Source organism: Actinoallomurus sp. CA-150999, from assembly GCF_050942425.1.
Lineage (GTDB): Bacteria > Actinomycetota > Actinomycetes > Streptosporangiales > Streptosporangiaceae > Actinoallomurus.
On the sequence record NZ_CP192063.1, the window covers coordinates 4140793 to 4164668 of the forward strand.

Consider the following 23876-nt stretch of genomic DNA (forward strand, 5'->3'; position numbering starts at 1 on the left):
GCCAGTGATCGAGGGAGACCATCCGCCGTCCGACGACATGGTGGCCCACGTCTGGCGCACCAGCGACAGCACGTGGACGGCGCCGGGCAGCCTGATCCCACTCATCCCCGAAGGGCGCGGAGAACCTCTGTTCTGCGTTCATCTCGGAAACGGGCACGTCAAGTTCTTCGGGCGCATCGCCGAGTCCCTGCGCGCCGGCCGTCCCGTACACGGCTTCGAGGCCATCGGCTACCGGACCCGTGTTCGCCCACCCGTCTCGATCGCCGAGATCGCCGAACGCTACGTACGGGAGCTTCGGGCGGCCCAGCCCGACGGCCCCTATCACCTCGCCGGGCTCTGCACCGGAGCCGTGATCGCCTTCGAGATGGCGCACCGGCTCCGTGCCCAGGGCGCGGAGGTCGCGCTCCTGGCACTCGCGGACCCGCCATCGGGGATGCCGGAGTACGACCCGAGCTGGGGGATGAACGACCTCTACGAGTTCCGGCTCGGGTGGCTGCGGACCACGTGGGGCCTCGAAGACCGGGTCGCGGACCTTCCCCGCGTCCTCGAGGAGATGAAGACGCGCATCACCCTCTACGAACCAGAGGTCCGGCCGGAGGACTTCTACCGGCTGCAGGTCCTCTGGGCCGCCACCGTCTTCGCCCAGGAGCACTACGAACCCCGGCCCTACGACGGCCCGGTCCACATCTTCGCCAAGACGAGAGACGACCGCCGGGTCCGGGACTACTGGCTGCCGCTGCTCGCCGACCCGGCACTGTGCCTCATCGACGCCGAGACGACGCGCGAACTCCTCCACCACCCCCTCCTCGCCCGGACGCTCGGCCGCGCGCTCGCGGCCGAGTCGTGACGGGCCGCCGGTCAGAAGAGGGTCGGCGGCTCCTCCGGTGCCCGCATCGGCTCGGGCAGCGGCTCGACCTCGGGTAGCCGCGCCCGTACGTCCTCGTGGAACCGGCGGGCGAGCGACAACGCGTCGGCGTTGTCGGGCGTGTGGATGAACACGGTCGGCGAACGGCCTTCGCGCAGCCACCGGGCGACCTGGCCGGCCCATCCCCGCCAGCCCTCGACCGTACGGTCGGCGGAGTCCCGGCCGATGTACCGGACGATGGGACGGTCGGTGAGCGCGACCGTACGGCGCGGCACGCGCGGCTTCTTCGTCCACGCGTCCCGTTCCACGTCACTCGTCGGCGGGGTCTGGAAGAGGGTCGTCGTGTCGAAGGGGATCCACTCCGCCCCGGCGCCGGCGAGCGCCTTCTCGAGGAGCCGCGCGGCGCTCTCGTTCTCGAAGAACGCGGGGTGACGGACCTCGACGGCGTACCGGTGCGAAGACGGGAGCCGGCGCAGGAAGCCCGCCAGTACTCCGACGTCGGCCGGGGCGAACGCCGGCGGCAGCTGGATCCACAGGGTGTGGGCGCGCGGCCCGAGCGGTTCGATCGCGTGCAGGAACGACCGTAGCTCCGCGCCGACGTCGCCGAGGCGGCGTTCGTGCGTGATCGACCTGGGCAGCTTCAGCACGAAGCGGAAGTCCGGGTCGGTCTGGTCCGCCCAGGTCTGCACCGTGTCTCTCGCCGGAATGGCGTAGAAGGTGGTGTTCCCCTCGACCGCGTTGCACCAGGACGCATACGCCGTCAGCCGCTCCTGAGGAGGCAGCCGCCGGGGCAGGAAACGCCCCTGCCATGGCGCATGCGTCCACATCGCGCATCCCACATGAAGCCGCACGGACGCGACGCTACCCAAATTCCCGCCCTCGCCGCGGCACCGTCAGAACATGGTGTTGTCGTTCTTGGAGGTGCTCGGGATGCTCTGGAGGACGTCCCAGTGTTCGACGATCTTTCCGTTGGGGTCGAAGCGGAAGATGTCGATGCCGGCGTACTCTTCGTCGGGCCAGGTCTGGTGGCAGTGCAGGATGACGTGGTCGCCGTCGGCGAACGCGCGTTTGAACTCGACGTGTTTGCCGGGGTATTCGGCGGTCATGCGGTTGAAGTACTCGATGAACGCCTGCTTACCGTCGGCGACGTGCGGGTTGTGCTGGATGTAGGTGTCGCCCGCGAACAGGTCGATGGCCTCGGCGGGTCGGTTCTGGTTGAACATCAGGTCGTAGAACGCCTTGGCGGTGGCCTTGTTGGTCTCCGGGTCGCTCATGGTGCTCCTTGCGGGTCGGGCGCCGGGTGTGGCGCGGTGAGATCGTCGCCGCGCAAGGCGGGTGTGAGGGTGCCGGTGTGGAGTTCGGCGGCGCGTCCGTGGCCGGTGTCGCGCTCATCAGAACAGCCCGTTTCCGTGCGGAAGGCTGTCGGGGATCGGGGCGACGACGTCCCAGTGCTCGACGATCTTGCCGTTCTCGACGCGGAACAGGTCGAAGGCGACCAGCGGGTCCGGGCCGAACCCGTAGTAGGTGCCGTGCAGGGCGACCAGATCGCCGTCGGCGATCACCCGGGCGCCTTCGTAGCGGAAGTCGTCGCCGAGGGAGGCGACCAGGCCGCGCAGCGCCTCGGGCCCGTCGGCGGCCAGGGAGCTGTGCTGTCGGTAGGTAGGCGTGACCCAGCGGTCCACCGCCGAGGGGTCCTTCTTGTCGAACAGTTCGTCGGCCGCCTGCAGAACCGTGTCCTTGGAGTTCATCGTGCTCTCCGATCCGTTCATCTGGCCTCGTCGGCCCTTGGTCTTCGGATTGCGCACGGCATGGTTACTTACGACCCCATGCTGCGCTTGCGACAATAAGAACAAAGGTCAGCGTGGTGAATCGGAGATCAGTCATGGTCAATCGGCGACAAGTTGGTGTGCGTCAGATCGGGTATCGCCCGGCTGACGGCCGCTTGGTGGGGATCGAGGTCGTGACGCTGGCCGACATCAGCGGCCGGATCCCCGCCCACATGCTGGCCTCAGCGCATCGGGCGGACTTCCACATCCTCATCCTGATCACCGGCGGCAACGGCCATCACGAGATCGACTTCGTTCCGCACCCCGCCCGGCCCGGCACCCTGCTGTGGATACGACCGGGCCAGGCCCACCGCTTCCACCTCCCCGGTCACCTCGAAGGCACGGTCGTGCTGTTCACCGCCGATTTCCCGCCCGAACTCGGCGGTGCGGGGCCGCGCCTGTCCGACTGGCTCGCTTCCCCCTACCGGCCGGCGGCCGAACCCGACCTCACCGCGATCTCCGCCACGATCGACCAGATCGCCGCCGAACGCTCCGCACCCATACCTGCGATGTCCGTCGCCCTGCTGCGCCACCTGCTGGCCGTCCTGCTCCTGCGGATCGACCGGCTGCCCACCGAGGACGTCCACCGCGTCGGATCCGCCACCGACGAACTCTTCGACCGGTTCCAGGCCGAGCTCGAATGCTCCTACGCCATCACCCGCTCCGCCGAGCACTACGCCGCCCGCCTCGGCTACACCGTCAAAACCCTCACCCGTGCCTGCGTCGCCGCCACCGGCCACCCCGCCAAGCACCTCATCGACGCCCGCGTCATCCTGGAGGCCAAACGCCTGCTCGCCTACACCGACACCCCCATCGCCGACATCGGCCGCAGCCTCGGCTTCCCCGACCCCACCAACTTCGGCAAGTTCTTCACCCGTCACACCGGCACCACGCCCGGCACCTTCCGCCAGACGCAGAAGACACCGACCTGAACCCATTGCCGACAGAGAGATCCCTTGACCCTGCCCACGAGGGCAAGGTCTAGGTTCGTCCTCATGGAGGACACGAGCGTCTTCGCAGGTAGGCAGTGGTGAGGATCGGACAGCTCGCCCGGCGTGCCGGAGTGACCACCAAGACGGTCCGGTACTACGAATCGTTGGGGTTGATCACGCCGGAGCGGTTGCCCAACGGCTACCGGGATTACTCCGAGCACGATGTCCGGCTCGTCCGTGAGGCACGTGCGCTGAGCGAACTGGGGCTCCGGGTCGAACAGACCCGGCCGTTCCTGGAATGTCTGGCATCCGGCCGGGAGCACGCCGACGACTGCCCGGCCGCGCTGGCCGGTTACCGCGAGGCCATCACGGATCTCAACGCGCGGATCGAGGCGCTCACCGCGCGGCGGGACCTCCTCGTCCACCACCTGCGACAGGCCGCCTACCGCGGCAGCGCGGTGAGCGATCCCTCCGACGAAAGGATTGTCATGCACGACTGGACCAGAATTCCGACGGACCTGCCGGTGCCCCAGGACGACGGCGCGGCGGATCACCTGCCGGGTCTCGCCGTCCCCTCCCTGCGGCTGCCGAGCACGGCCGGCGACGTGATCGACCTCGCCGAACTCGGACGGACGGGCCGCTCGATCCTCTACTGCTACCCCCTCACGGGCCGGCCGGACACCGATCTGCCCGAGGGCTGGGACGCCATCCCCGGCGCCCGCGGCTGCACACCGGAGGCGTGCGGCTTCCGCGACCACCACGGCGAACTGAGGGCGGCCGGCGTGAACAGCGTGTTCGGGCTGTCCAGCCAGGACACCGACTACCAGCGCGAAGTCGTCGACCGGCTCAACCTGCCCTTCGCCATGCTGTCCGACACCGGCTTCCGGCTCGCCGACGCCCTCGACCTGCCCACCTTCCACGCCGGCGGGTCCCGGCTCTACAAGCGCCTGACGCTCGTCATCCACGACGGACGGATCGAGCACGTCTTCTACCCGATCTTCCCGCCCGACCAGCACGCTCAGCAGGTGCTGCGCTGGCTGCATGCCGATCCCGTCGGCTGAGCCGATCCCGTCGGTTGAGCGGCCGATCCCTTCCTGACCCCGGAGGGTGTGCGAGCAGTACGTGGAGCGGCTCCGGAACGACCTTCGTTCCGGAGCCTGGGATGAACGCCACGGTGCCCTGACTTGTCGTCGTACGTGCGACTCCGGTGGGATGACGGGATGCTGAGCACATCGCTGGGAGACGACGCCGAACTGCGTCCGCTGGAGCCGTGGCAGGCGGCCGAGTTCGCCGCATACGCGGACCGGGTACGGGCCACGCTCAAGCCGTGGATCCCGTGGGCGTACACCGTCGTCGACAAGGAGTCGGCCCGCGCCTACCTGCAGGGTTACGCCGACCGTCAGGCCGCCGACGGCGCTCGTATCTTCGGCCTGTACGTCGCGGGCACCCTGGAGGGCGGCGTCATCTTCCGCACCTTCAACGCCGCCCAGGGCGTCTGCGAACTCGGCGTCTGGCTCTCCCCGGAGGCACGCGGCAGGGGGCTGATCAATCGTGCCTGCCGTGTGCTCATCGACTGGGCGATCGACGTACGGGGGATGGTCCGCGTCGAGTGGTTGTGCGACCCTCGTAACGAGGCGAGCATCGCCGCTGCCCGGCGCCTCGGCTTCACCCACGAGGGCACTCATCGCAAGGCCTTCCACCTCGACGGCGAGCACCGCGACGTCCAGGTCTGGGCCATCGTCACCTGAGTCCCTCGGGGCGGGCGCGTGTCCGGGCGGCTCGCACCCACGCCGCCTCGGCCGACCGGGCTCTCGTCCAGAGCCCGCAGTTTCTGGAGGAATCATGGCCTCTCGGCTGAACCCGTATCTCAGCTTCAACGGCAACGCCCGCCAGGCGATGGAGTTCTACGCCGGAGTGTTCGGCGGCAACCTCATGTCCAACACCTTCGCCGACCTCGGCGCCGCCGACTCACCCGACGCCGACCGGATCATGCACGCGATGCTCGAGACCGACGCCGGTTACACGATCATGGGCGCCGACGTTCCCAGCGAGATGGAGTACCAGCCTATGACGGGCGTCTCGCTGAGCCTCAGCGGCGACGACGCCGACCGGTTGCGCGGCTACTGGGAGAGGTTGTCCGCGGGCGGGACGATCACGATGCCGCTGGAGAAGCAGGCATGGGGCGACGAGTTCGGCATGTGCGTCGACCGGTTCGGCGTCCCGTGGATGGTCAACATCGGCCAGCCCGCGTAGTCGCACCGGCGCTCCCGTATCCGCCGGCCGCTGATCCGACGGGTCAGCCCTGAGGGCCGGTTCGGGCGGCGGCGGACAGGAGGGCGAGCGCGGCCTGGCGGGCGTGCTCGCCCACTCCGGACGCCTCCTGATACGCGGCGACGACGGTCGCTCCCTCGACGAGCATGAGCAACTGCCGTCCCAGGGTGTGCGGGTCGGCGGCCCCGGCGCGCCCGGCGATGCCGGTCAGGAGCTCGAGGTAGCGGTCCAGGTGGCGCGCGGTGATGGCGCGCACGGCCTCGACGTGGTGCTGGGCGGCCGCGTTCAGCATCGCGCAGCCGCGGAAGACCGGGTCGTCGTACCACTGCTGGAGGGCGTCGAACACCGCGGCGAGCTGGTCGGCGGGGTCCTGCCCGGCGGCCGCGACGGCCTCGGCCAGCCACCGGGTCACCCGCTCGCTGCGCGCCTCCAGCATGGCCTGTACGAGCCCGTCCTTGGTGCCGAAGTGTCGATAGAGCGTCTCCTTGGAGACGCCGAGGCGGGTGCACAGCTCGGCGACACCGATGCCGTCGAGGCCGCGCTCGTACAGCATCGGGGTGGCGGCTTCCAGGATGGCGGCGCGGGTGCGCGCCGGGTCGATCGTCGAGCCCTTGGGGACCGGCATGCCATAGATGGTACCGCTCGGTTCGATCAACTGTTATCGTCCAGGTCGTACCGACCGGTTCGATCTGGGGGGCTGTCATGCCGGATCTCCGCGCTGGGCCGAGGAGGCCCACGGCACGGTCGGCGGTGTGGCGGGCCGCGCAGCTTGCCCTGGGCACCGCCTCGGGGCTTGAGCAGCAACCGAACGGCCAGTCACGTTAAGGAGCCCGGCGGACGTCTCTTATCGTCGCTGGCCGTTCCGATGCGGATGGTGTCGGGCGGGACGCGGATTTTGTAACGGTTCGGTGGCTCTGGGTTGGTTACCGACTGGCCGGTCGTACTTTGCGGCTTATGCCGGTGGGGTTCTTGACTGATGATGAGGCGGCGGCGTACGGGCGGTTCGCGGGACCGCCGACGCAGGCTCTGCAGACGCCACTGCACACCCAGCCACGCCTTCCACCACGCCCCATCGCACCGCCCCGGCCGACCGGACGGAGCTGAGACGCATCAGCGGGTACCACGTGCGGTGTTCGGCGAGGGCCACCAGGCTGCGTCTGAGATCGGGGTCGCCGGTGAACCGGTGAGCCGGGGGACGACGTCGGTGACCATGGAAACCTCGCCTCTTTCGATCGCCTGGTACCACGAGATCCAGGTCTCGATCTGTTCCCCGCTCATGCCCAGTCGCCATCGCCGCGCGAAGGCTTCCTCAAGGGTCTCGGTTTCGTAGCGGTAGGGCCGACCGGTGGCCGCGGCGATCCGGGTGACGGCTTCGTCGAGGGTCAGGGCCTCGGGCCCGGTGATCTCAAGGGTCGCGCCGTCGTGCTCGGAGCGGGGACCCTCGTCGAGGGCCACGGTCGTGATCACGTCGGCGATGTCCTCGTGGGTGACGAAGGCGGCCCGGCCGGTGCTCGCGGGGCCGCTCACGACGAATTCCTCGTTGGCGAGGGCGGCCGGCGTCGATGTGTAGAAGCCCGCCCGGAGCACCGTGTAGCGGATCCCGGCCCCTGCCAGGAACTGTTCGGTCAGCCACTGGTCGCGGGCGTTGATGTAGGTGGCGACGGGCGCCGCGCTGACAAGGGACACATACAGGACCCGGTCCACGCCGACCGCCTTCGCGGCCTCGACCGCGGTGGCGTGTTCCTCCAGTCGGCGCCCCGTTCGGTGTCCGGAGACCAGGATGAGGGTCGACGCGCCCTCGAGCGCCTTGCGCATGTTCGAGGCGTCGGCGTAGGCGGCCGGACCGCGTCGCTCGGCGCCTGGCAGTTCGGGCATGCGGTCGGGGCTGCGTCCGACGAGGAGTTGGGGGACGCCATGGTCGGCGAGTCGGGCCGCGATCCGGCTGCCCAGCGCCCCGGTCACCCCGGTGACCGCCACCGTGGCGTGGTTCTTCTCAGACATGGGTTTTCCTCCGTCCGGGGCCGCCGTCGATCGCGGCCTGCCTCTGATTACGACTATGCCGCGGCCTTCCACCAGCGACCCGCGCCGGCGATGTCGGCCTTCATGCACCGACCACACCGCGACCCCCCGATCAGGACCCCGGTTCGACCAGACAAGCCCGTTGATCGGTAAGCGGATGGCTTCTCAGGGAATGGACTCCCGCCTCAGTGCGGCGGTCCTGATCGGCGCCGCGAGCCGTGGCAGTGAGATGCCGCGCACCGGAAGACTCAGCCGGTCCAGCCCGCCTAAGACCACTAAACGTATTCGGACAGACTTGTCTAGGGTGTGGTGGTTGCGGTGCGGTAGAACTCAGCTGCGGTGAAGGTGGCGGGGACACCGAGTCCGGCGGCGACCGCAGTGATCGCGGTGGCACCGACAGCGAGGTCGGCTTGGCCGTCGGCGGTGAAATACGGTGCGATGAACGCCTCGTAGTGAGCTCGGACTTCGTCCTCGGTGTGTCGGCCGAGGAACGTCTGCAAGTGCCGCACCGTGGTGTCGGGGTCGTTGTGGATCACCTGCAGGGCGCGCCGGTGGGCTCGTACGACGGCCTGGACCGCGGGGTCGTCCGGGTCGATGTAGGTGGGGTCGACGGCCACGCCCACAGTGGGGATCTGGAAGTAGTCGCCGACAAAGGCCAGCATGTGCCAGCCATACTCGGCGGCTACCGCCTCCGGAGCCATGGTGCTGCCGACCAGGGCCGCGTCGATCGTACCGTCGCGCAGCCAGCGCAGATCCATGCCGTAGTCGCCGGGCCAGCGGACGACGGTCTGGACGTCGCGGTCCAGGTCGAGGCCGGCCTGGCCCAGCACGATCTGGGCGAAGCGCCCGGGTCCGGTGCGGGGAGGGTGTACCGCCAGCCGCCGGCCGGCCAGGTCGGCCAGCGAGGTCACGCCGGGGCGGGCAAGGAACCAGAACAGCGGGCGGTCGGTGTTGACATTGAGCGCCACCCAGGGGATGCCATCAACCAGTCGGGACACCAGTGTCCGACCGAGCCCGATGGTGGCGCCGCGCCGCAGCCGCTCCGCGTCCCAAGTGCAGCCGTCGCGCAGCGCGACGTGGACGCCCTCGTCGGCGTAGTAGTCCTCCTGGTCGGCGATGTAGGTGACCAGTTCCTCGTGCGGGCCCCGCTCGACGTAGGTGAGATCGATCGTGTGCATGAACGCTTTCCTTTGAGGTGACGATGTATCGGATGCGGTCCGGCCGTCAGCCGGACCGGGACGGTATACCGCCCCGGGGATCAACGGAACCGTGGTTGGCGGTAGGGCCGGGAACTGGCGCGGTGATGATCGTGGTGGACGCCGCGCTTTCGCAGCTCGGAGACGATCGCGATCAGGTTCTGCAGGGAGCGGCCGAGCCGGTCCAGGGACGGCACAACGAGTGTGTCGCCGGCGCGTAGATAGTCCAGCGCCTTCCACAGTTCCTCGCGTTCGATGTTCTTGCCGGATTTCTTGTCGGCGAAGATCCGGATGCAGCAGGCCTCGGTGAGGGCGTGCATCTGGCGGTCCAGGCGCTGCCCGCCGGTGGAGACGCGGGCGTAGCCGATCAACGCCCCGGTCGGTGCGACCGGTTCGGGCTGCGGCGGATTTTCGCCGAGCGAACCCTCCAGCAGCGAGCCATCGGGAGGTGCGGCGCTGGTCACCATGATTCGCCGCCGGGGCGCAACAGGGTGACGGCCACGGCGAGCGGTGCGCCGGGCGAGATGGCGCCGGACCGGGACATCGCCATGGTGGCCATCCAGCGGCCAAGGCGGCCTTGACAGAACCGGCGAGGTTCACGGCCCGTCCAGTCCGGCGGGTCATCCTGGCCTCCGCGCTGATCTACGGGGCGACGTTCATGGGCGTCCCCGCCGCCATCACCACCCTCGTCAGACGCCACGTCCCGCCCGCCGACTGGACCGCCACCCTGGCGGCCTCCACCACGGTGTTCGCGATCGGCCAGACCGCCGGGCCGTGGATCGCCGGCGCGATCGCCGACCACACCTCCACCGAGGCCACGCTGGCGTGGACCGCGATCCTGCGCGTCGCTGGGGCCGCGATCGCCTTCGCCGGGGACCGTACGCCTTCCGGCCGGGCGCGGCGCCTCGCCGAGACCCGCACCTGACACCGGCGAGCCCGAACGAAGAGATCACCCGCACGGTCGGTAATCTCCGAATCCTGCTCGCCCGCCCGCGCGAGCACAACGGCCGGACTTTGCCCACCCCGAGGACGGCGGCAGAAAAAAGAAGCGCGGGCCACCGGCGTCGCCAGTCAAATACCCGGGACGATGCCGGCGAGAGTGTCGGAGCCTGGACGGAGAGCTTCTGTCCGAGTATTTTGACTTCTGTCGACAAGTATCCGGGTGGAGTCGATAGGTGTGATGTGTGCACGGGCGAGCAGTGCTGGTCGACACAGGCGTACGCTCGTCATCGGCGCAGGTGCAGGCGCGTTCGCGGCATTGTCATTGGCCGACGCCGGCGCAAGGGTCACCCTCGTTGACAAGGCGTCTGGTCTTCTTACCGGAGCTTCGGGACGCAATGGCAGACGGCTGCACTTAGGTGAGCATTACAGTGCGGACATCGTCTCCTCTCAAGACGAAACAGCGTTGAACACGGGCCGTCTCTGTTTTCTGGGTGCGCTCCAGATGGCTCGGAAGTTCCCCTTCCTTTCGTCTCGTGATGCTGTTTGGTGGCAGTTCTTGCCGCCAGATTCCATGACTTCGGTGGCGGCATACGACGAGCATCTTGCGGGGCTTCGCGTCTTTCATCGCTTCCTGGCGCGGATCGATGACTCCGTCGACGCGCTATTCGGCGAGGCCGCCGCCAGGCACGCCCGCCTTCCTGAGTCTGTATTACGAGCACATGTCGCACCTGATGCGGCCGTGGCGGGCTACTCCTCCAGGGAGAGTGTGATCGACTTGGCGCGCCTGCGTCGAGTTGTGACAGCGCGGCTTAAGCAGTCCGATAACCCGGCCGATATCCGCATGAACACCTACGTCACGCGGATCGATCGTGTCGGGGACGAGTATCAGGTATGGATGCGAGCGCGGCATGGGAGGACGACCCGGGAGAACTTTGACCTGGTGGTCAACGCCACATGGCATGACATTCCGAGGCTGGCGAGCATGGTCGCGCCCGATTCGGGGAGCCGGGACACCGTTCGTCTGAAACTTTTCGTCACTGCGCGGATGCCGCCGAAGTTGGCCGCGGCCCCGAGCTTCTACTTCCATCGGGGAGTCTTCGGCAATCACACGAATGCCGGAAACGGCCTGGCCATCGTGACCTCCGAGGCGATATCCAACTTCGCCTTCGCGCGTGCGGACCGCATACCTCGTAGCTGGCGTACGCTCCTGCACGAGGGCCTCTACGGTGCGGCGGGCATCGACGCGCTGTCCAGACTCGCGGACGAGCCGAACAACGCGGCGGGAACCACCGGCTGCACCCGTGCCCGCGACGCACTCGAGATCGCGCTGCGAAACGCCGGGCAAGGGGCGCCGGCGAGAGCGGTCGCCGTCGCCGCACGGCATGCGCTCGCCCAAGAGGTCGTCAGTGACTACGCGGAACTCGTCCCCGAGTTCAAGGCGGCGGCTGCGACGGGGTTGAATTTCTCCACCGTGGTCACCGTCGGCCGGGCAGATCTTCCCGACCCGGACAGTCCAGTCCATATCCGCTCATTCTGCGTCAAAGAGGTGGCACCCGGATTCTATAACCTGAATCCCGGAAAATTGACCCTAGTGCAGCTCGCCGGCGATTTTCTTGCCGCCATTGCACTGGATCGAACCATGCACGATAATCCATTCGACGAAGTGATTCATGGGCTCATCCAAGCCAATTGGCTGCGAGATGGTGAGGTGTTGATCAATGAATGGTCCGAGCATCACCGGCATCAGCCTGAACATTGCCACGACGAATGAGGCGAGCGTTGCGACTTTCGCGCGCTCGGGGGCTTCGTATGTGCGATTCATCGCAAAGGGGATAGCTCCGGCGATTTACGTTTCGCTCGCGCAGGCCTTGCAGGATGCGGGTAAGGCCGTCCGCAAGGATTTCGAGCTGATGATAGACCTCCCCGGCGAGCGTCCCCGTATGGGCATGCAATTCGAAGAATTCACGGTCTACCAGGGCATGACGGTGCTGCTCGTCGATGAGGCGGCCTCCACCGACGCCCTGCACAGCAGCATGCGCGTCCCCACGGTAGGGCTGCTGGATCACCGAGAGTTGCTGCGTCAAGGCGACCGCATGCTGATCTCTGATGGAGCGACAGAGCTACGGGTTCTGGAGATATTGCCGACCGGGATCCTGGCGGAGGCGACCCGCCCGGAGGCTCTGCTCTCCCCGAACCGCTCAATGCTGCTCCCCGATACGGACGTGCGGTATCAGGCACTCTCCGAGCGCGACCTGGCGATGGTCGATGCGGTGGCGGCATCGCCGTTCCGGGATGGCAAGATCGCGGTCTCGATGGTCGAATCCGCAGAGCCGATCAATCGACTCCGCCAGATGCTGCCCAATGCCGTGATCGCGGCCAAGATCGAGACGAGGCTCGGCGTCGTCAATCGAGCGGAGATCATCGACGCGGCCGACTACGTCATGCTGGCGCGAGGCGACCTGTCCCTCTCCATCGGGACGGACCTGGTGCCCGCCGCGCTCGACCAGATCATCGAGAGGGCTCAGGAACGCGGGCGCGACGTCATCCTCGCCACCGGAATATTCGATGGCGTACGGCTGCAGGGCAGCCCGACCATCGCCGACCTCACCGACCTCTGGTATTACTGGCGTCGCGGGATCCGCAACTTCCTCATCAGTGGAGGCCGGCCGGACCAGCATGGGCGTCAGTCACTCCAAGAACTCGAGACCGCGCTGAGTGACTTCCGATTCGCCATGGACAACGTCTCTGAAGGGCACCGGTCGAACCGGCCGCTCTGAACGGGTGGCGTGTGTAATGGAGTAGACGACGTCGATGAAGAGCGCCATTGCAGGTGGGCTACGCTTTCTACGGGACAATCTGGTCGACCTTGCTACTGTGGCGGTCGCGCTTTACTTTCTGATCAAAGGCCAGATAACGGGGTTCTCATCCAAAGACGTCCCGGCGTTGTTGTCGGTGGTGGTCGGCCTGATCGGATTGAATTCGCTCGAACTCTTCATCGATCGTCAGGTTCGGCTCCGAAAGATCACCACGACCGTGGAGAGGACGAACTCCTCGACGGACGGCGTGGCCGTCGGCATCGTCGCCCTCCAGCAGCAGGTAAGAACTCTTGGACTGTCGGTCAGCGCTCTGCGTCTCGGCGCCAGCGCGACGCAATTGCTGGTGGAGCGGCCGGAGGTCCCCCGAGAGAGGATCATGCATGCGGAGAAGATCTACTGGAGTGGAGTAACGCTGCGATCGAGCCTTCGGCAGCAGCTTCACGATCTCAACATCGCGATATCGCATGGCGCCGACGTGCGGATCCTGATAATCGATCCCTGCAAGGTGCGCCTCAAGGACGAACTGACGTTCCGGGAGGATGTCAAGTACGAGTACATCGATGCCATCCTCAAGTCGACGGAACTCAACCTGCAGTTACTCGCGAGCGGCCTGCAGCAGGGAAGCAGTTTTCACCTAGGACTGCATCGTGTCCTACCCAGCTACGGAATGCTGATCCTTGATCCCGACGACAGCGACGGCGTCTGTTATGTCGAGCTGTACCACCCGGAGAAGTCCCGCCAGACCACATTCGTCGTCCATGCCACCGCCGACGCGGCATGGTTCCGCTTCTTCGTCGATCAGTTCGATGCGACGCTGAGACGGTCGGAGGTCTACCGGATCTCGACCACGCTTGACGTGGAGAACGCCGTCAAACGTGGAGCGCCCGATGCCTGACAGGCGGTCGATCCGCCTGACCGCGGTCGCGGTGACGCCGATTCCCGGCGCGGGATCACCCCTCGTCGTGCGGCACGACCTCGCAGGCGTCGACGCCGTGGGGCGCGTCTTACTGATCTCGGGAACGATCGGTCCCGGCGTCGCCGCGCTCATGACGAAGTGCGCGGGCCTGATATGTAAGTCGGGAGGTCTCACCGCGCACATCCCGATACTGGCGCGTGAGATGGGCCTGCCCTGTCTGATCGGCGTGTCGGAGATTCACCGCCTGGAAGGTGCCACGCTCGTGGCGTTGCGGCCGCACGAGAGCGCCGTGATCGGCGTATGGCTGTAGCGGACCTGCTGGCGGACTTCCGCGAGGGTATGCAGGCCAGTCTCGCGGTCAAGGACAACAACGGGTTCTGGCCGCGCGGTATACCGGCGTTGTCCTTTCCATCGAGCCACGTGCTGCTCGACTCCCTTCGGAGTCCGAAGTGCAGCGCGGAGAGCTCGTTGAATCCGACTTCCGTGCTCTGTCTCTACCTCTATCTGATCCACGGGGTACGCCGCGTCCAATGGCAGCGAGATGACCGACTACGCCTGGCCGAAACGCTCCTCGGCCACGTGGCGGTGAGCAGGGGAGGGTCGTTGCTGCCGACCGGCCCGATCCACCTGCGGGATTGGAAGAGCCTGGTAGGCGGGCAGGACGTTCTGGCGGGGATCTTCCGATCGGACAAGGACCATCTTGCGCAGACGTTCCTGCTGGGGGGCCAGGCGTTCGCCTTAGGAGAGGCGGTGTACTTCTTCTGCCACCGGTTGCTGACGGAACGTCACGGCCCTTACGAGATCTCTCCGGACCTGGCGGTCTCCTGCAGGCACATCGTTAACCTCGACCTTTGCGATGTGTGGCCGGAAGTGCCGCGGCCTCCGGACATGCCGGAAGAGGTAACGCTCTGGAGCTTTTACGACGCACGAACCCGGCCAGTGTTCTCGTACGACATGTTCGCGAACCCGGTGTTCTCATTCGACCCGCTGACGGACTGCATCGGATCAGTGGTCTACGCGAGATATGCGGATGCAGGCCGCGTCCGACTGAACACGCGGGAGATCATGGCATTGCGCAGTAGGTTCGAGGCGCTCACGAGGGCGGTGCTGGATCGCATCGATGAGGCGAGTGATCGACGTCTCGCCGAAGCGATGAGGTCGACCATGATCGGCGTTGCGGAGCGGGTGTTGAAGGTCGTGCCGGGCGCCGCCGCGAAGGCGGGGCCGCTCGAGCCGCCGTTCGACTTCAAGATCGACAGCCCGCTGCCCCGGCTGGTCGAATACTACGATCTGCGCTCCTCGTGGCGGTCGACGGCCGTCTAACCGAATCGCAGCATTGCCGGGTCCCGTGCTATCCGGAGCAACTGCATCGCGATGACGTCCTCGATTATGTGACCTTCCCATACCAGTGACTCAAGTTGCTCGATCTGGTAGACGGCCGGGCGAATGCGCTCGTCCGGCTCGGGACTCGAAGGACCGATCTCGGGCATGTCGGCGAGGACGTGATGAACGACGGAATCGACTTTCAGGATGGGGCGCGATGTGGCGAACGTTGTCATGCTCGTCGTCATCCCGCCGAGCTCTTCGCGGAGCTCCCGCCGGCCGGCCTGCTCTGGGGATTCTCCTTGTTCGATCCGTCCGCTGACGGTGCGGAGAATGTCTCGATCGAGCTCCCTCCGGTATTCTCGGATCAGCCAGATCGAGTCCCCGCGTACCGGATAGACCCGCACGACGTCAGGTGCATTAACGGTCTCGAATACGCTCGTCGACCCGTCCTGATTGAGGCGCTCGTCCCATACGATGGAGAATATCTTCCCGGAAAACACTGTCTGCTTTGCCATCGTGTCTCCTGTTTCGGGAGTCTATCGGGTCTGGGTCGGGCCAGTTTACCGAGGGTGATAAATCCCGGGTGGCAAAGAGGCGCCGGGGATTTTCCTGAGCGTTCGAATCTTGCCGATCGCCGGTATCGGCGGACGGTTCCGTACGCGTGAGGCGCGTCACCCGGGGGTGAGCATCCGGTGCGCCATGTCCACGAGGTGGCTGCGGTAGCGGCGACGCAGATCGGGGTCCCCAGGGTCTCCGACCACCATGTCGGTGATCTGCGGGGCCGCCACGAACCAGCTCACCAGGCTGATGAGGCTCATCACCACGAAACGCGCGTCCAGGCGGGGATCGACCGTGCCGGCCTCCTGTGCCGCACGGACGGCCGCGACCTTCTCCTCGTAGTGCGCTTGGCGAGGGCCGCGGTGCGGCACGTCACCGACCGCGAAGTGGCAGGCCTCATGCTGGACCAGCCGCAGCACGTCCGGGTTGGACGTCATGAAGTCGAACAACTCACCGATGTAGTCGCCCACTCGGTCGGGATCCAGCGCGACCGCCTCGGCCAGGTCGGTGAGCCGGCTCTGTAGGACGGCGGCGAACAACTGCTCCTTGTTGCCGAAGTAGCTGTAGATGAGTGCCTTGTTGCTGTCCGCCAGTTGCGCGATCCGGTCCACCCGCGCACCTGAGACTCCCTGCGCGGAGAACTCCTTCACCGCGGCCTCGAAGATCCGGCGGGTGGTCTCGGCTCGGTTGTAAGGAGGCACGGGTCACATCCTCTCAAGGTTGCGATCAGGGGTGGACGGGAGAAAGATTATAACTAACCAGTTAGAAATTTTGGGAGGAGGGGCATGGAGAACCAACCGCGCAGCTGGCCCTGGTCCGTTCGGCTGGCGGTGATGTCCGTCGCGGCGGCGGTCGCGGTGAGCGTCATCTACCTGCCGCAGCCGATGCTGGTGGCACTGTCCGGTTCCCTCGCGGCCCCCGTGCGATCGGTGAGCGTCATCGCGACCGCCGTGCAGGTCGGGTACGCCGTCGGCATCCTCTTCCTGGTCCCGCTCTCCGAACGCGTGCAGCCCCGCCGGCAGATCACCGTGCAGGTGACCGCGCTGGCGGCGGCGCTCGTGGTGACGGCCGCGCTGCCGAGCGTGGCCACCGTGGCGCTCGGGTTCGCCGTCGTCGGGCTCGTGGCGAACATCGCCCAACTGATCATCCCGGCGGCCGGGAAGCTCGCCCCCGCCGACCGCAGGGGCACCACGACCGCCGCGCTGGTCGGCGCCCTGCTGTGCGGGATCTTCGGCGGCCGCGTCGTCGCGAGCGTCCTCGTGGGCGCGATCGGCTGGCGGTGGGTCCTGGTCGTCTTCGCGGCGCTCGTCATCATGACCTTGCCGTTCCTGCGCGTGGCCATGCGTCAGGAGGTGCCCCTGTCGGCCACGGGCAGCTCGTACGGGCGGCTCCTGGGATCGACGCTCGCGCTCGTCCGCTCCAGCCCGACGCTGCGGCAGAGCTCCGCGATGCAGTTCTTCGGGTTCGCCACGTTCAACTCCATCTGGACGGTCATGGCCCTGCACCTGACCACGGGGCCGTTCCACTGGAGCGTCCTGGAGGCGGGGCTGTTCGGGCTCGTCGGACTCGCCGCCGGACTGGTCACACCGCTGGGCGGGCGGCTCGTGGACCGCTTCGGCGCCCTGCCGGTCACCGGCGCGTTCGCCGGCCTGCTGCTCGCGGCGACGGCGCTGTCCGTCGTCGATTCACGCCGCATCTGGCTGTTCGGGGTCACGACGTTCCTGATCACCTTGGCGAACCAGTCGATGCAGGCGGGCAACCAGAGCCGCGTACTGGTCACCAACCCCGGTGCCGCGGCCCAGGCGAACACGCTGTTCATGGTGTTCGTCTTCCTCGGCGGTTCCTTCGGCGCGTACGCGGGGCCGGTCGCCTACGGCCGCGGCGGCATGCCCGCCGTGGCGCTCCAGGGCGTCGTCCTGATCACCCTCGCCCTTGCCGTATGGGCCCACGCCATGCGGTACGCGCGCGGACACCCGCCCCGCGATCGCGACGCTCCGGCGACCGAGCACACCGGCGTCCTGCACGAGCCCGGGTGAACGGCAGCCCGCAGTCGCGACCGTGGCGAACGCGCCGCGAAGTCCCCGTACACGGTGCGTCTCACGCGCCTCGAAAGGAGCAGTCATGACCCCACTCGGACACAGCGGCATCGAGGTCTTCCCGCTCGCACTGGGCGGCAACACCTTCGGGTGGACCAGCGACGAGACCTCGTCCCGGCAGGTCCTGGACGCCTTCGTCGCCGCCGGTGGAAACCTCATCGACACCGCCGACGGCTACTCCGCCTGGGTACCGGGCAACTCCGGCGGCGAATCCGAGACCGTCATCGGCGACTGGATGGCCGACCGGAAGAACCGGGACCAGGTCATCGTGGCCACCAAGGTCAGCCGGCACCCCGACTTCCGCGGACTGGCGGCGGCGAATGTGGCAGCCGCCGCCGACGCCTCCCTCAAGCGACTGAAGGCCGACCACATCGACCTGTACTACGCCCACTTCGACGACCCCGACACCCCGCTCGCCGAGACGGTGGGCGCCTTCGACGCCCTCGTCAAGAAGGGAAAGGTACGGGCGGTCGGCGTGTCCAACTACAGCGCCGAACGCATCCGCGAATGGATCGACATCGCGCGGCGCGAGGGTTACGAGCTCCCCGTCGCGCTGCAGCCGCACTACAACCTCGTCAAGCGCTCCGCCTACGAGCGCGACATCGCCCCCGTCGCGGCCGACGAGGACCTGGCCGTCATCCCGTACTTCGCGCTCGCCAGCGGATTCCTGACGGGCAAGTACCGGACCAGGGCCGACCTCAAGGGCGCATCGCGTGAGCAGATGGCCAACGCCTACTTCTCCGACGCGGGACTCGCAGTCGTGGAGGCCCTGCGCGACATCGCCACGGCCCGCGGTGCCGAGCCCGCCACCATCGCCCTCGCCTGGCTGCGACAGCGTCCCAACGTGGTGGCCCCCATCGCCAGCGCCCGGACCGTCGACCAGCTTCCGGCTCTGGTGGCGTCGGTCGAGGTGGAGCTCGACGAGGACGAGTTGAAGGCGCTCGACGAGGTCTCCGCTCGCGTACCGGCGTAACCCGTGACCGTGGCCACGGTGTCGGTAGCGTGGATCATGCTCCCGGCACCGACCACGCTCACCCCACGACCGACCTCACTCTCACCGGCGCTGATGGCCGCGACCAAGGAGATTCCACCCATCGGCGGTTTCAGTACGTCGCAAGCCTCGACCGATGAGCAGCCTCGCTGTTGCGAGCATCGACTGCCGGTGCTATGCGTTGGGGAAGCAGCGCTCGCAGGGTGCGTATCTGCGGCTCTGTGCGACTGTCAGCGGTGTTCGGACAGGATCGTGGAGTTCCTGACCGAGCCTTTCGGCGTAGCGCTGGCCGTCGAGTAGTGCTGGACAGTCAGGCGTCCGGTGCAAGCTCCTTCCACCGGCCGTGATGTAAACGTGTGCCGTGAGCCCGCGGGGGACGGGTGAGCATTGGACCTCCCCGCACTGACCGACGATCATGTCGTGGATGCATCGCTCCTCGGCCCGGCGTACTGGCGGACCCGCAGATGGAACACCGCCTTGTGATTCCACCTCACGATCTCCGAGAAGGTCGTCGCGATACTCCTCGGCCCGAGGGCCCCAGTCTTGGGTGAGCAACTCGGCTTGGATCTCTTCGCGCCCCTGAGCCGCGAGCTCGTCGGCGCGCTCGTTGTCAGGGATGCCCGCATGGCCCTTGACCCACTCCCAGATGATCTCGTGGCGTTCACATGCGGCCTCGAGGCGGCGCCAAAGGTCGGCATTCTTCACCGGCTGCTTGTTAGAAGCGATCCACCCGTTGCGCTTCCAACGCACCACCCATTTGGTGATTCCTTGGCGAACGTACTGACTGTCGGTGCAGAGCCGCACCTTGCACGGACGCTTCAGGCACTCAAGTGCCTCTATGGCCGCCCGCAACTCCATCCGGTTGTTCGTGGTCTCCTCTTCGCCACCGCGAATCTCACGGACGTGCGGACCAGAGCGCAAGACCGCCCCCCAGCCGCCGACGCCCGGATTCGGAACGCAGCCGCCATCGGTGTGAATGACCACGACCTCAGACATCACCTACGGCCCCCCTTCTCGGCCACCACAGTCTCCCGCGATCTCCATCACGTGGGAAGCGATCGCCCCCGGCAGGGGAGCCGTGGACACTCCACGGCCGGGGCGGCATCGGTGTCCTCGGCCGGAAGGCCCTTGAGCCGCTAGGTGATCCCCCATGCGGCTCGGCCGGCTGCGTGATCGGTGTCCCACGCCCCACCGAACGAACTCCGCACAGGCGCCCCGACCTCCCCGAGGTACGTAGAGAGCCGCGTGCGTGGGACCCCAAGAGGTGGCGAGCACCGCGTCGACGTCGGCCGCCGCGATCAACTCGGGGCCGTCCGCGAAGACCCGGGCGCCGCCGTGTCCTCGGCGCGTGCTTGTAGGGGTTGGATTATGCAGGTATTTACCTGCATAATGGTCTCGTGAGCCTCGAAGCGATGGACTCGGTCTTCAAAGCGCTGGCCGATCCCACCCGACGACTCCTGCTCGACCGTCTGCGCGAGCACAACGGCCAGACGTTGCGCGAGCTGTGCGAGCGGCTGAACATGGCGCGCCAGTCGGCGACACAGCATCTCGACATCCTCGAGCGCGCCAACCTCGTGACCGTCGTACGGCGCGGGCGGGAGCGGCTCCACTACCTCAACCCGGCGCCGATCCACGAGATCGAGGAGCGCTGGATCTCGGAGTTCGACAAGCCCCGCCTGCAGGCGATCAGCGCCATCAAGAACCAAGCAGAGGAGTACGCCATGACCGACGCACCCACCACCGTGCCGACCTACGTCTACGTCACCTACATCCGGGCGAGCGCGGAGCAGGTGTGGAAGGCGCTGACCGACGCCGACCTGACGGCGCGCTACTGGGGACACGCCAACGTCTCGGACTGGCAGCCGGGCTCGCCCTGGGAGCACCGGCGCGTCGACGGATCAGGCGCCGTCGACGTCGTGGGTCGAGTGCTCGAAAGCGAGCCCCCGACGCGCCTGGTCATCACCTTCGAGGACGCACCCGACGCCGAGCGAGAGCCGTCGGTCGTCACCTTCCTCGTCGAGCCGCACCAGGACATCATCCGCCTCACCGTGACCCACGAGAAGCTCCCCAACCTGGAGATGCTCGGTGGTATCTCGCAGGGCTGGCCGGCCGTGCTGGCGAACCTCAAGTCGCTCCTCGAGACCGGCGACGTCCTCCCGCAGGCACCATGGGAGATGTCCAGCGCGCACGCCTGAGACTGCGTTACGAGAGAAGACATGATGGACACCGCCCCGCTTCGGGATGCCTACCGCGCGCTGCTGGACGCCGCCGCCACCGTGGCCGACTCCGGTACGAGCCCCGTCCCGCCGGCCGGCGAATGGAACGCCGACCAGATCCTGGCGCACGTCACCCTCATCAACGCCGCCACCCTCGCCGCCGTCACCTCGATCGCCTCGGGAACGAACACGACGTACGACAACCGCACGGCGCTCGACGCCTGGACCATCGAACGCGTCATCACGCTCACCGGCGGCAACGCGGGACTTCGGGACCGCATCCGCACTCAGGCGGACGCCCTCTGCGCGCTCGGCGGACCGACGCTCAGCGACGCCGAACTCGACACCCTGGTCCCCACCCGGCTCTTCTCCAACGGCAGAGTTCTGGCCGATCAGTGCATATCGCTGAGGGACCTCATCACGGGCCTCGCAGAAGCGGAACTGCCCGGCCACACGGAACAACTCCTGGCCCTGCTCCCGGAAGGTGCCGAAGCCGTAGCGTGACCTTCCTCCGGACGCCGGTCCGCTCGTGGGCTCAGTGCCCCCGCGCTGCTTCACGCGGAGCGGCACTGACCCGGGCCGACGGCGCGCACCGGTCCAGGACTCCGGGCGGTACGGAGACGGACGGCGGACAGTGCGATGGCGGTCAGCTGTCGCCGGTACCGCAGCTGGTGCGGATGACCGGGCTGGTCGCGGGGGAGTCTCCGACCGGTGAGTCGTCGGCCGTGCCCCCGATGGGAAGACGGTCATCATCGAGTTCGATCGCGACCGCCAGGCGATAGGTGTACGTTCCGACCCTTCCGCGTGGACACCCCACGGAGATCGGCTGACCCGTCTGGTTCTGATCCGCAGTCCAGCGTGTCTCCTGCAGAGGGGCGTAGGGACGCATGCCGTTCCAGCTGTCCCGCTGGATCTCGTACCGCTGGCGCATCCGGTGCGGGCGGCCGGAGCATCGGGTCGAAAAGCCCGCACCATGAATTCGGGCGCGTGACCTGCCGCCGCCGACCACGATCTCTCCCGACTCCTGGATCTTGTCCACGGTAGTGGTGCACCACCAGCCCTTGACCCGCACGATCCGTACGTCGTCGCAGTCGTTCGGGTTCCACGGGTGGCGGAAGTCCGCTCTTCGTCGAGCCCCGGAGGTCCGTGGCGCCGCATCGACGTCGCCGACCGTCATCCGAACGGCACCGTCCGAGGTCTCCTCGGCCCGCCACGCCAGCTTCGTCACGCTGGGGCTGGGACGGGGGGTGGGTTTCGGTGACCGTGTCGCGCAGGCTGCGGCGTGATCCGGCAGCACCGGATCACCGGGGCGTGCCGGTGAGCAGCCCGTGCCGGAGAGAGCGGCGGCGGCCAACAACGCAATGGATATTGCGGTCCGTCGGGACATGTGGACTTCGACGATCAAGGTGTTCGCGTCGTTCCGGTGTGTGCATGGTTTATTCCGGACCTGGCCGGATCAGTCCCACCAGAACGACCAGACGGGGGCGCCCATGATGGCCTCCGCTTGGTTGGTCGTCCGACGGCAGATCGTCAAGGTCGTTGCGCGCGAGATGTTGTCACGGAATGCGCGATCATGCCGGGATGAGATGGACCTATCTCTTGATCGCGCTCGGTGGTCTGCTGGTCATCACCGCAGGGTCGGCGATGATCAACCCCTACGGTTTCATCGGCCTCGGCGACTGGCTCTGGCTTTGGTGCTTGCTGGCAGCAGTCGGATTCGGCCTGCTCAGCGTCGCAGGTGTGCGGCTGGCGATCGCGGGGCGTGACGCCCGGCGCCGGCTACTGGCGTGCTGTGCCGGCGGTACGGTGCTGGCGGGACTCGCGAGCATTGCTTGGTGCCTGCTCACCACGATGCTTGTGGATTACTCGAACGAGCAGAGGGTGGCGGCGGTGTCCTCCAACGGCCAGTTCGTCGTCGTTCTGTACTACGCCGACCGTCGATCAGCAACCATGACCGATCGACCGGATGGCCTGTACCTGCAAACGACGGAGGGTTTTTTCAGTAAGCGAAAGTATCTTGGCTGCCTGTCCGACAGCGGTGACCATCGGCTGGGATCGGTACGGTTCGCTGGCGTGAGTACGATAGTTGTCCGAGAAGAGGGCGGAGAGGGTGAAAAGGAATATTCAGTAGCCTTTGACCCGGTCAAGTTCCGTGTCAGCCAACCCATGGGCGACAGTTGCCCGCCAGACCTCTACACCAGCTGACGGGGGCGCCGTCCGCCTGCCGCGCCGATACGGTCACCTTGTGCGGTACGGCAGCACCGGATCATCGGGGCGTGCCGGTGAGCGGCCCGTGCCGGAGAGAGCGGTAGCGGCCAACAACGCAATGGATATTGCGGTCCGTCGGGACATGTGGACTTCGACGATCGAGGTGTTGACGTCGTTCCGGTGCGCGCATGGTTTATTCCGGACTTGGCTCGATCAGTCCCACCAGAACGACCAGACGGGGGCGCCCATGATGGCCTCCGCATACTCCTCGAACTCGAAGTCCTGTTGCGTGTGATCGGGGCAGAAGGCGTAGTGCTCGGCTGCGACGCGGCGGGCGTGTTCGAGGGTGCGCGGCGGCCACGCGACAGTGACGTTGAGACTGTCGAAGCCTAGGGAGCAGACCCGTATGCCGAACCGTTCCTGCCAGGTGCGGAGCACGGCGGTAATCGCCTCGTGCTGGACGTCCGCGACCCAGCCAGAGGCGAGGACGGCCTCGGCGCTGTCGCGTGCGCGGACAAGGCCTAGAAAGGGGGCGTGGCCGGTGTAGGCGAGTGTCGCGGATGCCGGGGCCGGTCGCCAACTCGACTGCTCGCTGGTCGGGGTCTGCTCCTGGCTCGCTCGCGGGAGCCCGCCCGGGCCACACGTCGAATGGGAAGGGTTCCTCGTCCTCCTCGCGGAACTCTTCGTTGAACGCCTCG

General features: G+C 67.2%; 27 protein-coding genes and 1 pseudogene. 16 read left to right on the top strand and 12 right to left on the bottom strand.

Annotated elements, in window-relative coordinates; genetic code table 11:
• Window positions 1-4 precede the first annotated feature (4 nt).
• Window positions 5-847: a thioesterase domain-containing protein gene (locus ACQP2O_RS19415; RefSeq protein WP_433186796.1), complete on the top strand. Its 843-nt coding sequence runs from the start codon at window positions 5-7 to the stop codon at window positions 845-847.
• Between the two features lie 11 nt (window positions 848-858).
• On the opposite strand, the gene ACQP2O_RS19420 is transcribed toward ACQP2O_RS19415, so the two are convergent.
• From ACQP2O_RS19420 to ACQP2O_RS19430, 3 genes are all read right to left on the bottom strand, one after another.
• A complete protein-coding gene (locus ACQP2O_RS19420; protein ID WP_433186799.1) occupies window positions 859-1716 on the bottom strand; it encodes a DUF72 domain-containing protein in 858 nt (285 codons plus the stop codon).
• A gap of 42 nt (window positions 1717-1758) precedes the next feature.
• A complete protein-coding gene (locus ACQP2O_RS19425; protein WP_433186801.1) occupies window positions 1759-2139 on the bottom strand; it encodes a nuclear transport factor 2 family protein in 381 nt (126 codons plus the stop codon).
• A 117-nt stretch (window positions 2140-2256) separates the two neighbouring features.
• A complete protein-coding gene (locus ACQP2O_RS19430; protein ID WP_433186804.1) occupies window positions 2257-2634 on the bottom strand; it encodes a nuclear transport factor 2 family protein in 378 nt (125 codons plus the stop codon).
• A gap of 176 nt (window positions 2635-2810) precedes the next feature.
• On the opposite strand from ACQP2O_RS19430, the gene ACQP2O_RS19435 reads away from it, so the two are divergent.
• The 4 genes from ACQP2O_RS19435 to ACQP2O_RS19450 all read left to right on the top strand — a co-directional run bounded on the left by ACQP2O_RS19435 (window position 2811) and on the right by ACQP2O_RS19450 (window position 5876).
• Window positions 2811-3623 (top strand): AraC family transcriptional regulator, encoded by an 813-nt coding sequence (locus ACQP2O_RS19435; RefSeq protein ID WP_433186806.1) that lies wholly within the window; start codon window positions 2811-2813, stop codon window positions 3621-3623.
• Between the two features lie 98 nt (window positions 3624-3721).
• Window positions 3722-4684 (top strand): MerR family transcriptional regulator, encoded by a 963-nt coding sequence (locus tag ACQP2O_RS19440; protein WP_433186809.1) that lies wholly within the window; start codon window positions 3722-3724, stop codon window positions 4682-4684.
• 159 nt (window positions 4685-4843) lie between these two features.
• A complete protein-coding gene (locus ACQP2O_RS19445; RefSeq protein WP_433186812.1) occupies window positions 4844-5371 on the top strand; it encodes a GNAT family N-acetyltransferase in 528 nt (175 codons plus the stop codon).
• Window positions 5372-5465: 94 nt separating this feature from the next.
• Window positions 5466-5876, top strand: a complete 411-nt coding sequence (locus ACQP2O_RS19450; RefSeq protein WP_433186815.1) for a VOC family protein — start codon at window positions 5466-5468, stop codon at window positions 5874-5876.
• Between the two features lie 43 nt (window positions 5877-5919).
• On the opposite strand, the gene ACQP2O_RS19455 is transcribed toward ACQP2O_RS19450, so the two are convergent.
• The 4 genes from ACQP2O_RS19455 to ACQP2O_RS19470 form a co-directional block, all read right to left on the bottom strand.
• Entirely contained in the window at window positions 5920-6519 is a 600-nt protein-coding gene (locus ACQP2O_RS19455) for a TetR/AcrR family transcriptional regulator (protein ID WP_433186818.1), read from the bottom strand.
• Between the two features lie 485 nt (window positions 6520-7004).
• Window positions 7005-7895, bottom strand: coding sequence for an NAD(P)H-binding protein (locus ACQP2O_RS19460; RefSeq protein ID WP_433186821.1), 891 nt, complete (start codon window positions 7893-7895; stop codon window positions 7005-7007).
• A 317-nt stretch (window positions 7896-8212) separates the two neighbouring features.
• The gene (locus ACQP2O_RS19465) at window positions 8213-9091 is read right to left on the bottom strand and encodes an ABC transporter substrate-binding protein (RefSeq protein ID WP_433186824.1); all 879 of its coding nucleotides are present in this window, start codon (window positions 9089-9091) and stop codon (window positions 8213-8215) included.
• An 80-nt stretch (window positions 9092-9171) separates the two neighbouring features.
• On the bottom strand, window positions 9172-9576 hold the full coding sequence (locus ACQP2O_RS19470; RefSeq protein ID WP_433186827.1) for a recombinase family protein: 405 nt from the start codon (window positions 9574-9576) through the stop codon (window positions 9172-9174).
• A gap of 110 nt (window positions 9577-9686) precedes the next feature.
• Here ACQP2O_RS19470 and ACQP2O_RS19475 point away from each other — a divergent pair, with 110 nt between their 5' ends.
• The 6 genes from ACQP2O_RS19475 (at window position 9687) to ACQP2O_RS19500 (ending at window position 15106) form a co-directional block, all read left to right on the top strand.
• Complete coding sequence (locus ACQP2O_RS19475) at window positions 9687-10034, top strand: YbfB/YjiJ family MFS transporter (protein ID WP_433186830.1); 348 nt, start codon at window positions 9687-9689, stop codon at window positions 10032-10034.
• A 255-nt stretch (window positions 10035-10289) separates the two neighbouring features.
• Window positions 10290-11822 (top strand): FAD-dependent oxidoreductase, encoded by a 1533-nt coding sequence (locus ACQP2O_RS19480; protein WP_433191070.1) that lies wholly within the window; start codon window positions 10290-10292, stop codon window positions 11820-11822.
• A complete protein-coding gene (locus tag ACQP2O_RS19485) occupies window positions 11770-12828 on the top strand; it encodes a pyruvate kinase (RefSeq protein ID WP_433186833.1) in 1059 nt (352 codons plus the stop codon). The genes ACQP2O_RS19480 and ACQP2O_RS19485 overlap by 53 nt, the downstream gene beginning before the upstream one ends.
• Before the next feature lie 34 nt (window positions 12829-12862).
• A complete protein-coding gene (locus ACQP2O_RS19490; protein ID WP_433186836.1) occupies window positions 12863-13762 on the top strand; it encodes a hypothetical protein in 900 nt (299 codons plus the stop codon).
• Window positions 13755-14093, top strand: coding sequence for a PEP-utilizing enzyme (locus tag ACQP2O_RS19495; protein WP_433186838.1), 339 nt, complete (start codon window positions 13755-13757; stop codon window positions 14091-14093). Before ACQP2O_RS19490 ends, ACQP2O_RS19495 begins: the two co-directional genes overlap by 8 nt.
• A complete protein-coding gene (locus ACQP2O_RS19500) occupies window positions 14084-15106 on the top strand; it encodes a hypothetical protein (protein ID WP_433186841.1) in 1023 nt (340 codons plus the stop codon). The genes ACQP2O_RS19495 and ACQP2O_RS19500 overlap by 10 nt, the downstream gene beginning before the upstream one ends.
• Here the strand turns inward: ACQP2O_RS19500 and ACQP2O_RS19505 are convergent.
• Together ACQP2O_RS19505 and ACQP2O_RS19510 are read right to left on the bottom strand one after the other, a co-directional pair.
• Window positions 15103-15624: an NUDIX hydrolase gene (locus tag ACQP2O_RS19505; protein WP_433186844.1), complete on the bottom strand. Its 522-nt coding sequence runs from the start codon at window positions 15622-15624 to the stop codon at window positions 15103-15105. The two genes, ACQP2O_RS19500 and ACQP2O_RS19505, sit on opposite strands and share 4 nt — an antisense overlap.
• Before the next feature lie 156 nt (window positions 15625-15780).
• Window positions 15781-16368, bottom strand: a complete 588-nt coding sequence (locus ACQP2O_RS19510) for a TetR family transcriptional regulator (RefSeq protein ID WP_433186847.1) — start codon at window positions 16366-16368, stop codon at window positions 15781-15783.
• 84 nt (window positions 16369-16452) lie between these two features.
• On the opposite strand from ACQP2O_RS19510, the gene ACQP2O_RS19515 reads away from it, so the two are divergent.
• Both ACQP2O_RS19515 and ACQP2O_RS19520 read left to right on the top strand, forming a co-directional pair.
• Window positions 16453-17703, top strand: coding sequence for an MFS transporter (locus ACQP2O_RS19515; RefSeq protein WP_433186850.1), 1251 nt, complete (start codon window positions 16453-16455; stop codon window positions 17701-17703).
• Between the two features lie 85 nt (window positions 17704-17788).
• Window positions 17789-18736 carry an aldo/keto reductase gene (locus tag ACQP2O_RS19520; RefSeq protein WP_433186853.1) on the top strand — a complete coding sequence of 316 codons (948 nt, stop codon included), beginning with the start codon at window positions 17789-17791 and terminating at the stop codon, window positions 18734-18736.
• 192 nt (window positions 18737-18928) lie between these two features.
• Here ACQP2O_RS19520 and rnhA read toward each other — a convergent pair whose 3' ends face one another.
• Window positions 18929-19750 (bottom strand): ribonuclease HI, encoded by an 822-nt coding sequence (gene rnhA, locus ACQP2O_RS19525; protein ID WP_433186856.1) that lies wholly within the window; start codon window positions 19748-19750, stop codon window positions 18929-18931.
• Between the two features lie 401 nt (window positions 19751-20151).
• Between rnhA and ACQP2O_RS19530 the strand changes: the two genes are divergently transcribed.
• Complete coding sequence (locus ACQP2O_RS19530) at window positions 20152-20949, top strand: ArsR/SmtB family transcription factor (protein ID WP_433186859.1); 798 nt, start codon at window positions 20152-20154, stop codon at window positions 20947-20949.
• A 21-nt stretch (window positions 20950-20970) separates the two neighbouring features.
• Window positions 20971-21474: a hypothetical protein gene (locus tag ACQP2O_RS19535; RefSeq protein WP_433186862.1), complete on the top strand. Its 504-nt coding sequence runs from the start codon at window positions 20971-20973 to the stop codon at window positions 21472-21474.
• A gap of 142 nt (window positions 21475-21616) precedes the next feature.
• Here the strand turns inward: ACQP2O_RS19535 and ACQP2O_RS19540 are convergent, their stop codons facing one another.
• Window positions 21617-22198 (bottom strand): hypothetical protein, encoded by a 582-nt coding sequence (locus ACQP2O_RS19540; protein ID WP_433186865.1) that lies wholly within the window; start codon window positions 22196-22198, stop codon window positions 21617-21619.
• Window positions 22199-22551: 353 nt separating this feature from the next.
• On the opposite strand from ACQP2O_RS19540, the gene ACQP2O_RS19545 reads away from it, so the two are divergent.
• The gene (locus ACQP2O_RS19545) at window positions 22552-23175 is read left to right on the top strand and encodes a hypothetical protein (protein WP_433186867.1); all 624 of its coding nucleotides are present in this window, start codon (window positions 22552-22554) and stop codon (window positions 23173-23175) included.
• Window positions 23176-23391: 216 nt separating this feature from the next.
• Here ACQP2O_RS19545 and ACQP2O_RS19550 read toward each other — a convergent pair.
• Window positions 23392-23691 (bottom strand): annotated as a pseudogene (locus tag ACQP2O_RS19550) (DUF4253 domain-containing protein); the annotation flags it as partial.
• Between the last annotated feature and the right edge of the window lie 185 nt (window positions 23692-23876).

What these genes read in the sequence shown, in the direction of transcription:
- ACQP2O_RS19445 (WP_433186812.1), top strand. Translation starts at nt 4,844, where the DNA reads ATGCTGAGCACATCGCTGGGAGACGACGCCGAACTGCGTCCGCTGGAG.
- rnhA (WP_433186856.1), bottom strand. Translation starts at nt 19,750, where the DNA reads ATGTCTGAGGTCGTGGTCATTCACACCGATGGCGGCTGCGTTCCGAAT.
- ACQP2O_RS19465 (WP_433186824.1), bottom strand. Translation starts at nt 9,091, where the DNA reads ATGCACACGATCGATCTCACCTACGTCGAGCGGGGCCCGCACGAGGAA.
- ACQP2O_RS19425 (WP_433186801.1), bottom strand. Translation starts at nt 2,139, where the DNA reads ATGAGCGACCCGGAGACCAACAAGGCCACCGCCAAGGCGTTCTACGAC.
- ACQP2O_RS19490 (WP_433186836.1), top strand. Translation starts at nt 12,863, where the DNA reads ATGAAGAGCGCCATTGCAGGTGGGCTACGCTTTCTACGGGACAATCTG.
- ACQP2O_RS19495 (WP_433186838.1), top strand. Translation starts at nt 13,755, where the DNA reads ATGCCTGACAGGCGGTCGATCCGCCTGACCGCGGTCGCGGTGACGCCG.
- ACQP2O_RS19430 (WP_433186804.1), bottom strand. Translation starts at nt 2,634, where the DNA reads ATGAACGGATCGGAGAGCACGATGAACTCCAAGGACACGGTTCTGCAG.
- ACQP2O_RS19485 (WP_433186833.1), top strand. Translation starts at nt 11,770, where the DNA reads ATGAATGGTCCGAGCATCACCGGCATCAGCCTGAACATTGCCACGACG.
- ACQP2O_RS19470 (WP_433186827.1), bottom strand. Translation starts at nt 9,576, where the DNA reads ATGGTGACCAGCGCCGCACCTCCCGATGGCTCGCTGCTGGAGGGTTCG.
- ACQP2O_RS19535 (WP_433186862.1), top strand. Translation starts at nt 20,971, where the DNA reads ATGATGGACACCGCCCCGCTTCGGGATGCCTACCGCGCGCTGCTGGAC.
- ACQP2O_RS19460 (WP_433186821.1), bottom strand. Translation starts at nt 7,895, where the DNA reads ATGTCTGAGAAGAACCACGCCACGGTGGCGGTCACCGGGGTGACCGGG.
- ACQP2O_RS19515 (WP_433186850.1), top strand. Translation starts at nt 16,453, where the DNA reads ATGGAGAACCAACCGCGCAGCTGGCCCTGGTCCGTTCGGCTGGCGGTG.
- ACQP2O_RS19505 (WP_433186844.1), bottom strand. Translation starts at nt 15,624, where the DNA reads ATGGCAAAGCAGACAGTGTTTTCCGGGAAGATATTCTCCATCGTATGG.
- ACQP2O_RS19545 (WP_433186867.1), top strand. Translation starts at nt 22,552, where the DNA reads ATGAGATGGACCTATCTCTTGATCGCGCTCGGTGGTCTGCTGGTCATC.
- ACQP2O_RS19450 (WP_433186815.1), top strand. Translation starts at nt 5,466, where the DNA reads ATGGCCTCTCGGCTGAACCCGTATCTCAGCTTCAACGGCAACGCCCGC.
- ACQP2O_RS19500 (WP_433186841.1), top strand. Translation starts at nt 14,084, where the DNA reads ATGGCTGTAGCGGACCTGCTGGCGGACTTCCGCGAGGGTATGCAGGCC.
- ACQP2O_RS19480 (WP_433191070.1), top strand. Translation starts at nt 10,290, where the DNA reads ATGTGTGCACGGGCGAGCAGTGCTGGTCGACACAGGCGTACGCTCGTC.
- ACQP2O_RS19520 (WP_433186853.1), top strand. Translation starts at nt 17,789, where the DNA reads ATGACCCCACTCGGACACAGCGGCATCGAGGTCTTCCCGCTCGCACTG.
- ACQP2O_RS19455 (WP_433186818.1), bottom strand. Translation starts at nt 6,519, where the DNA reads ATGCCGGTCCCCAAGGGCTCGACGATCGACCCGGCGCGCACCCGCGCC.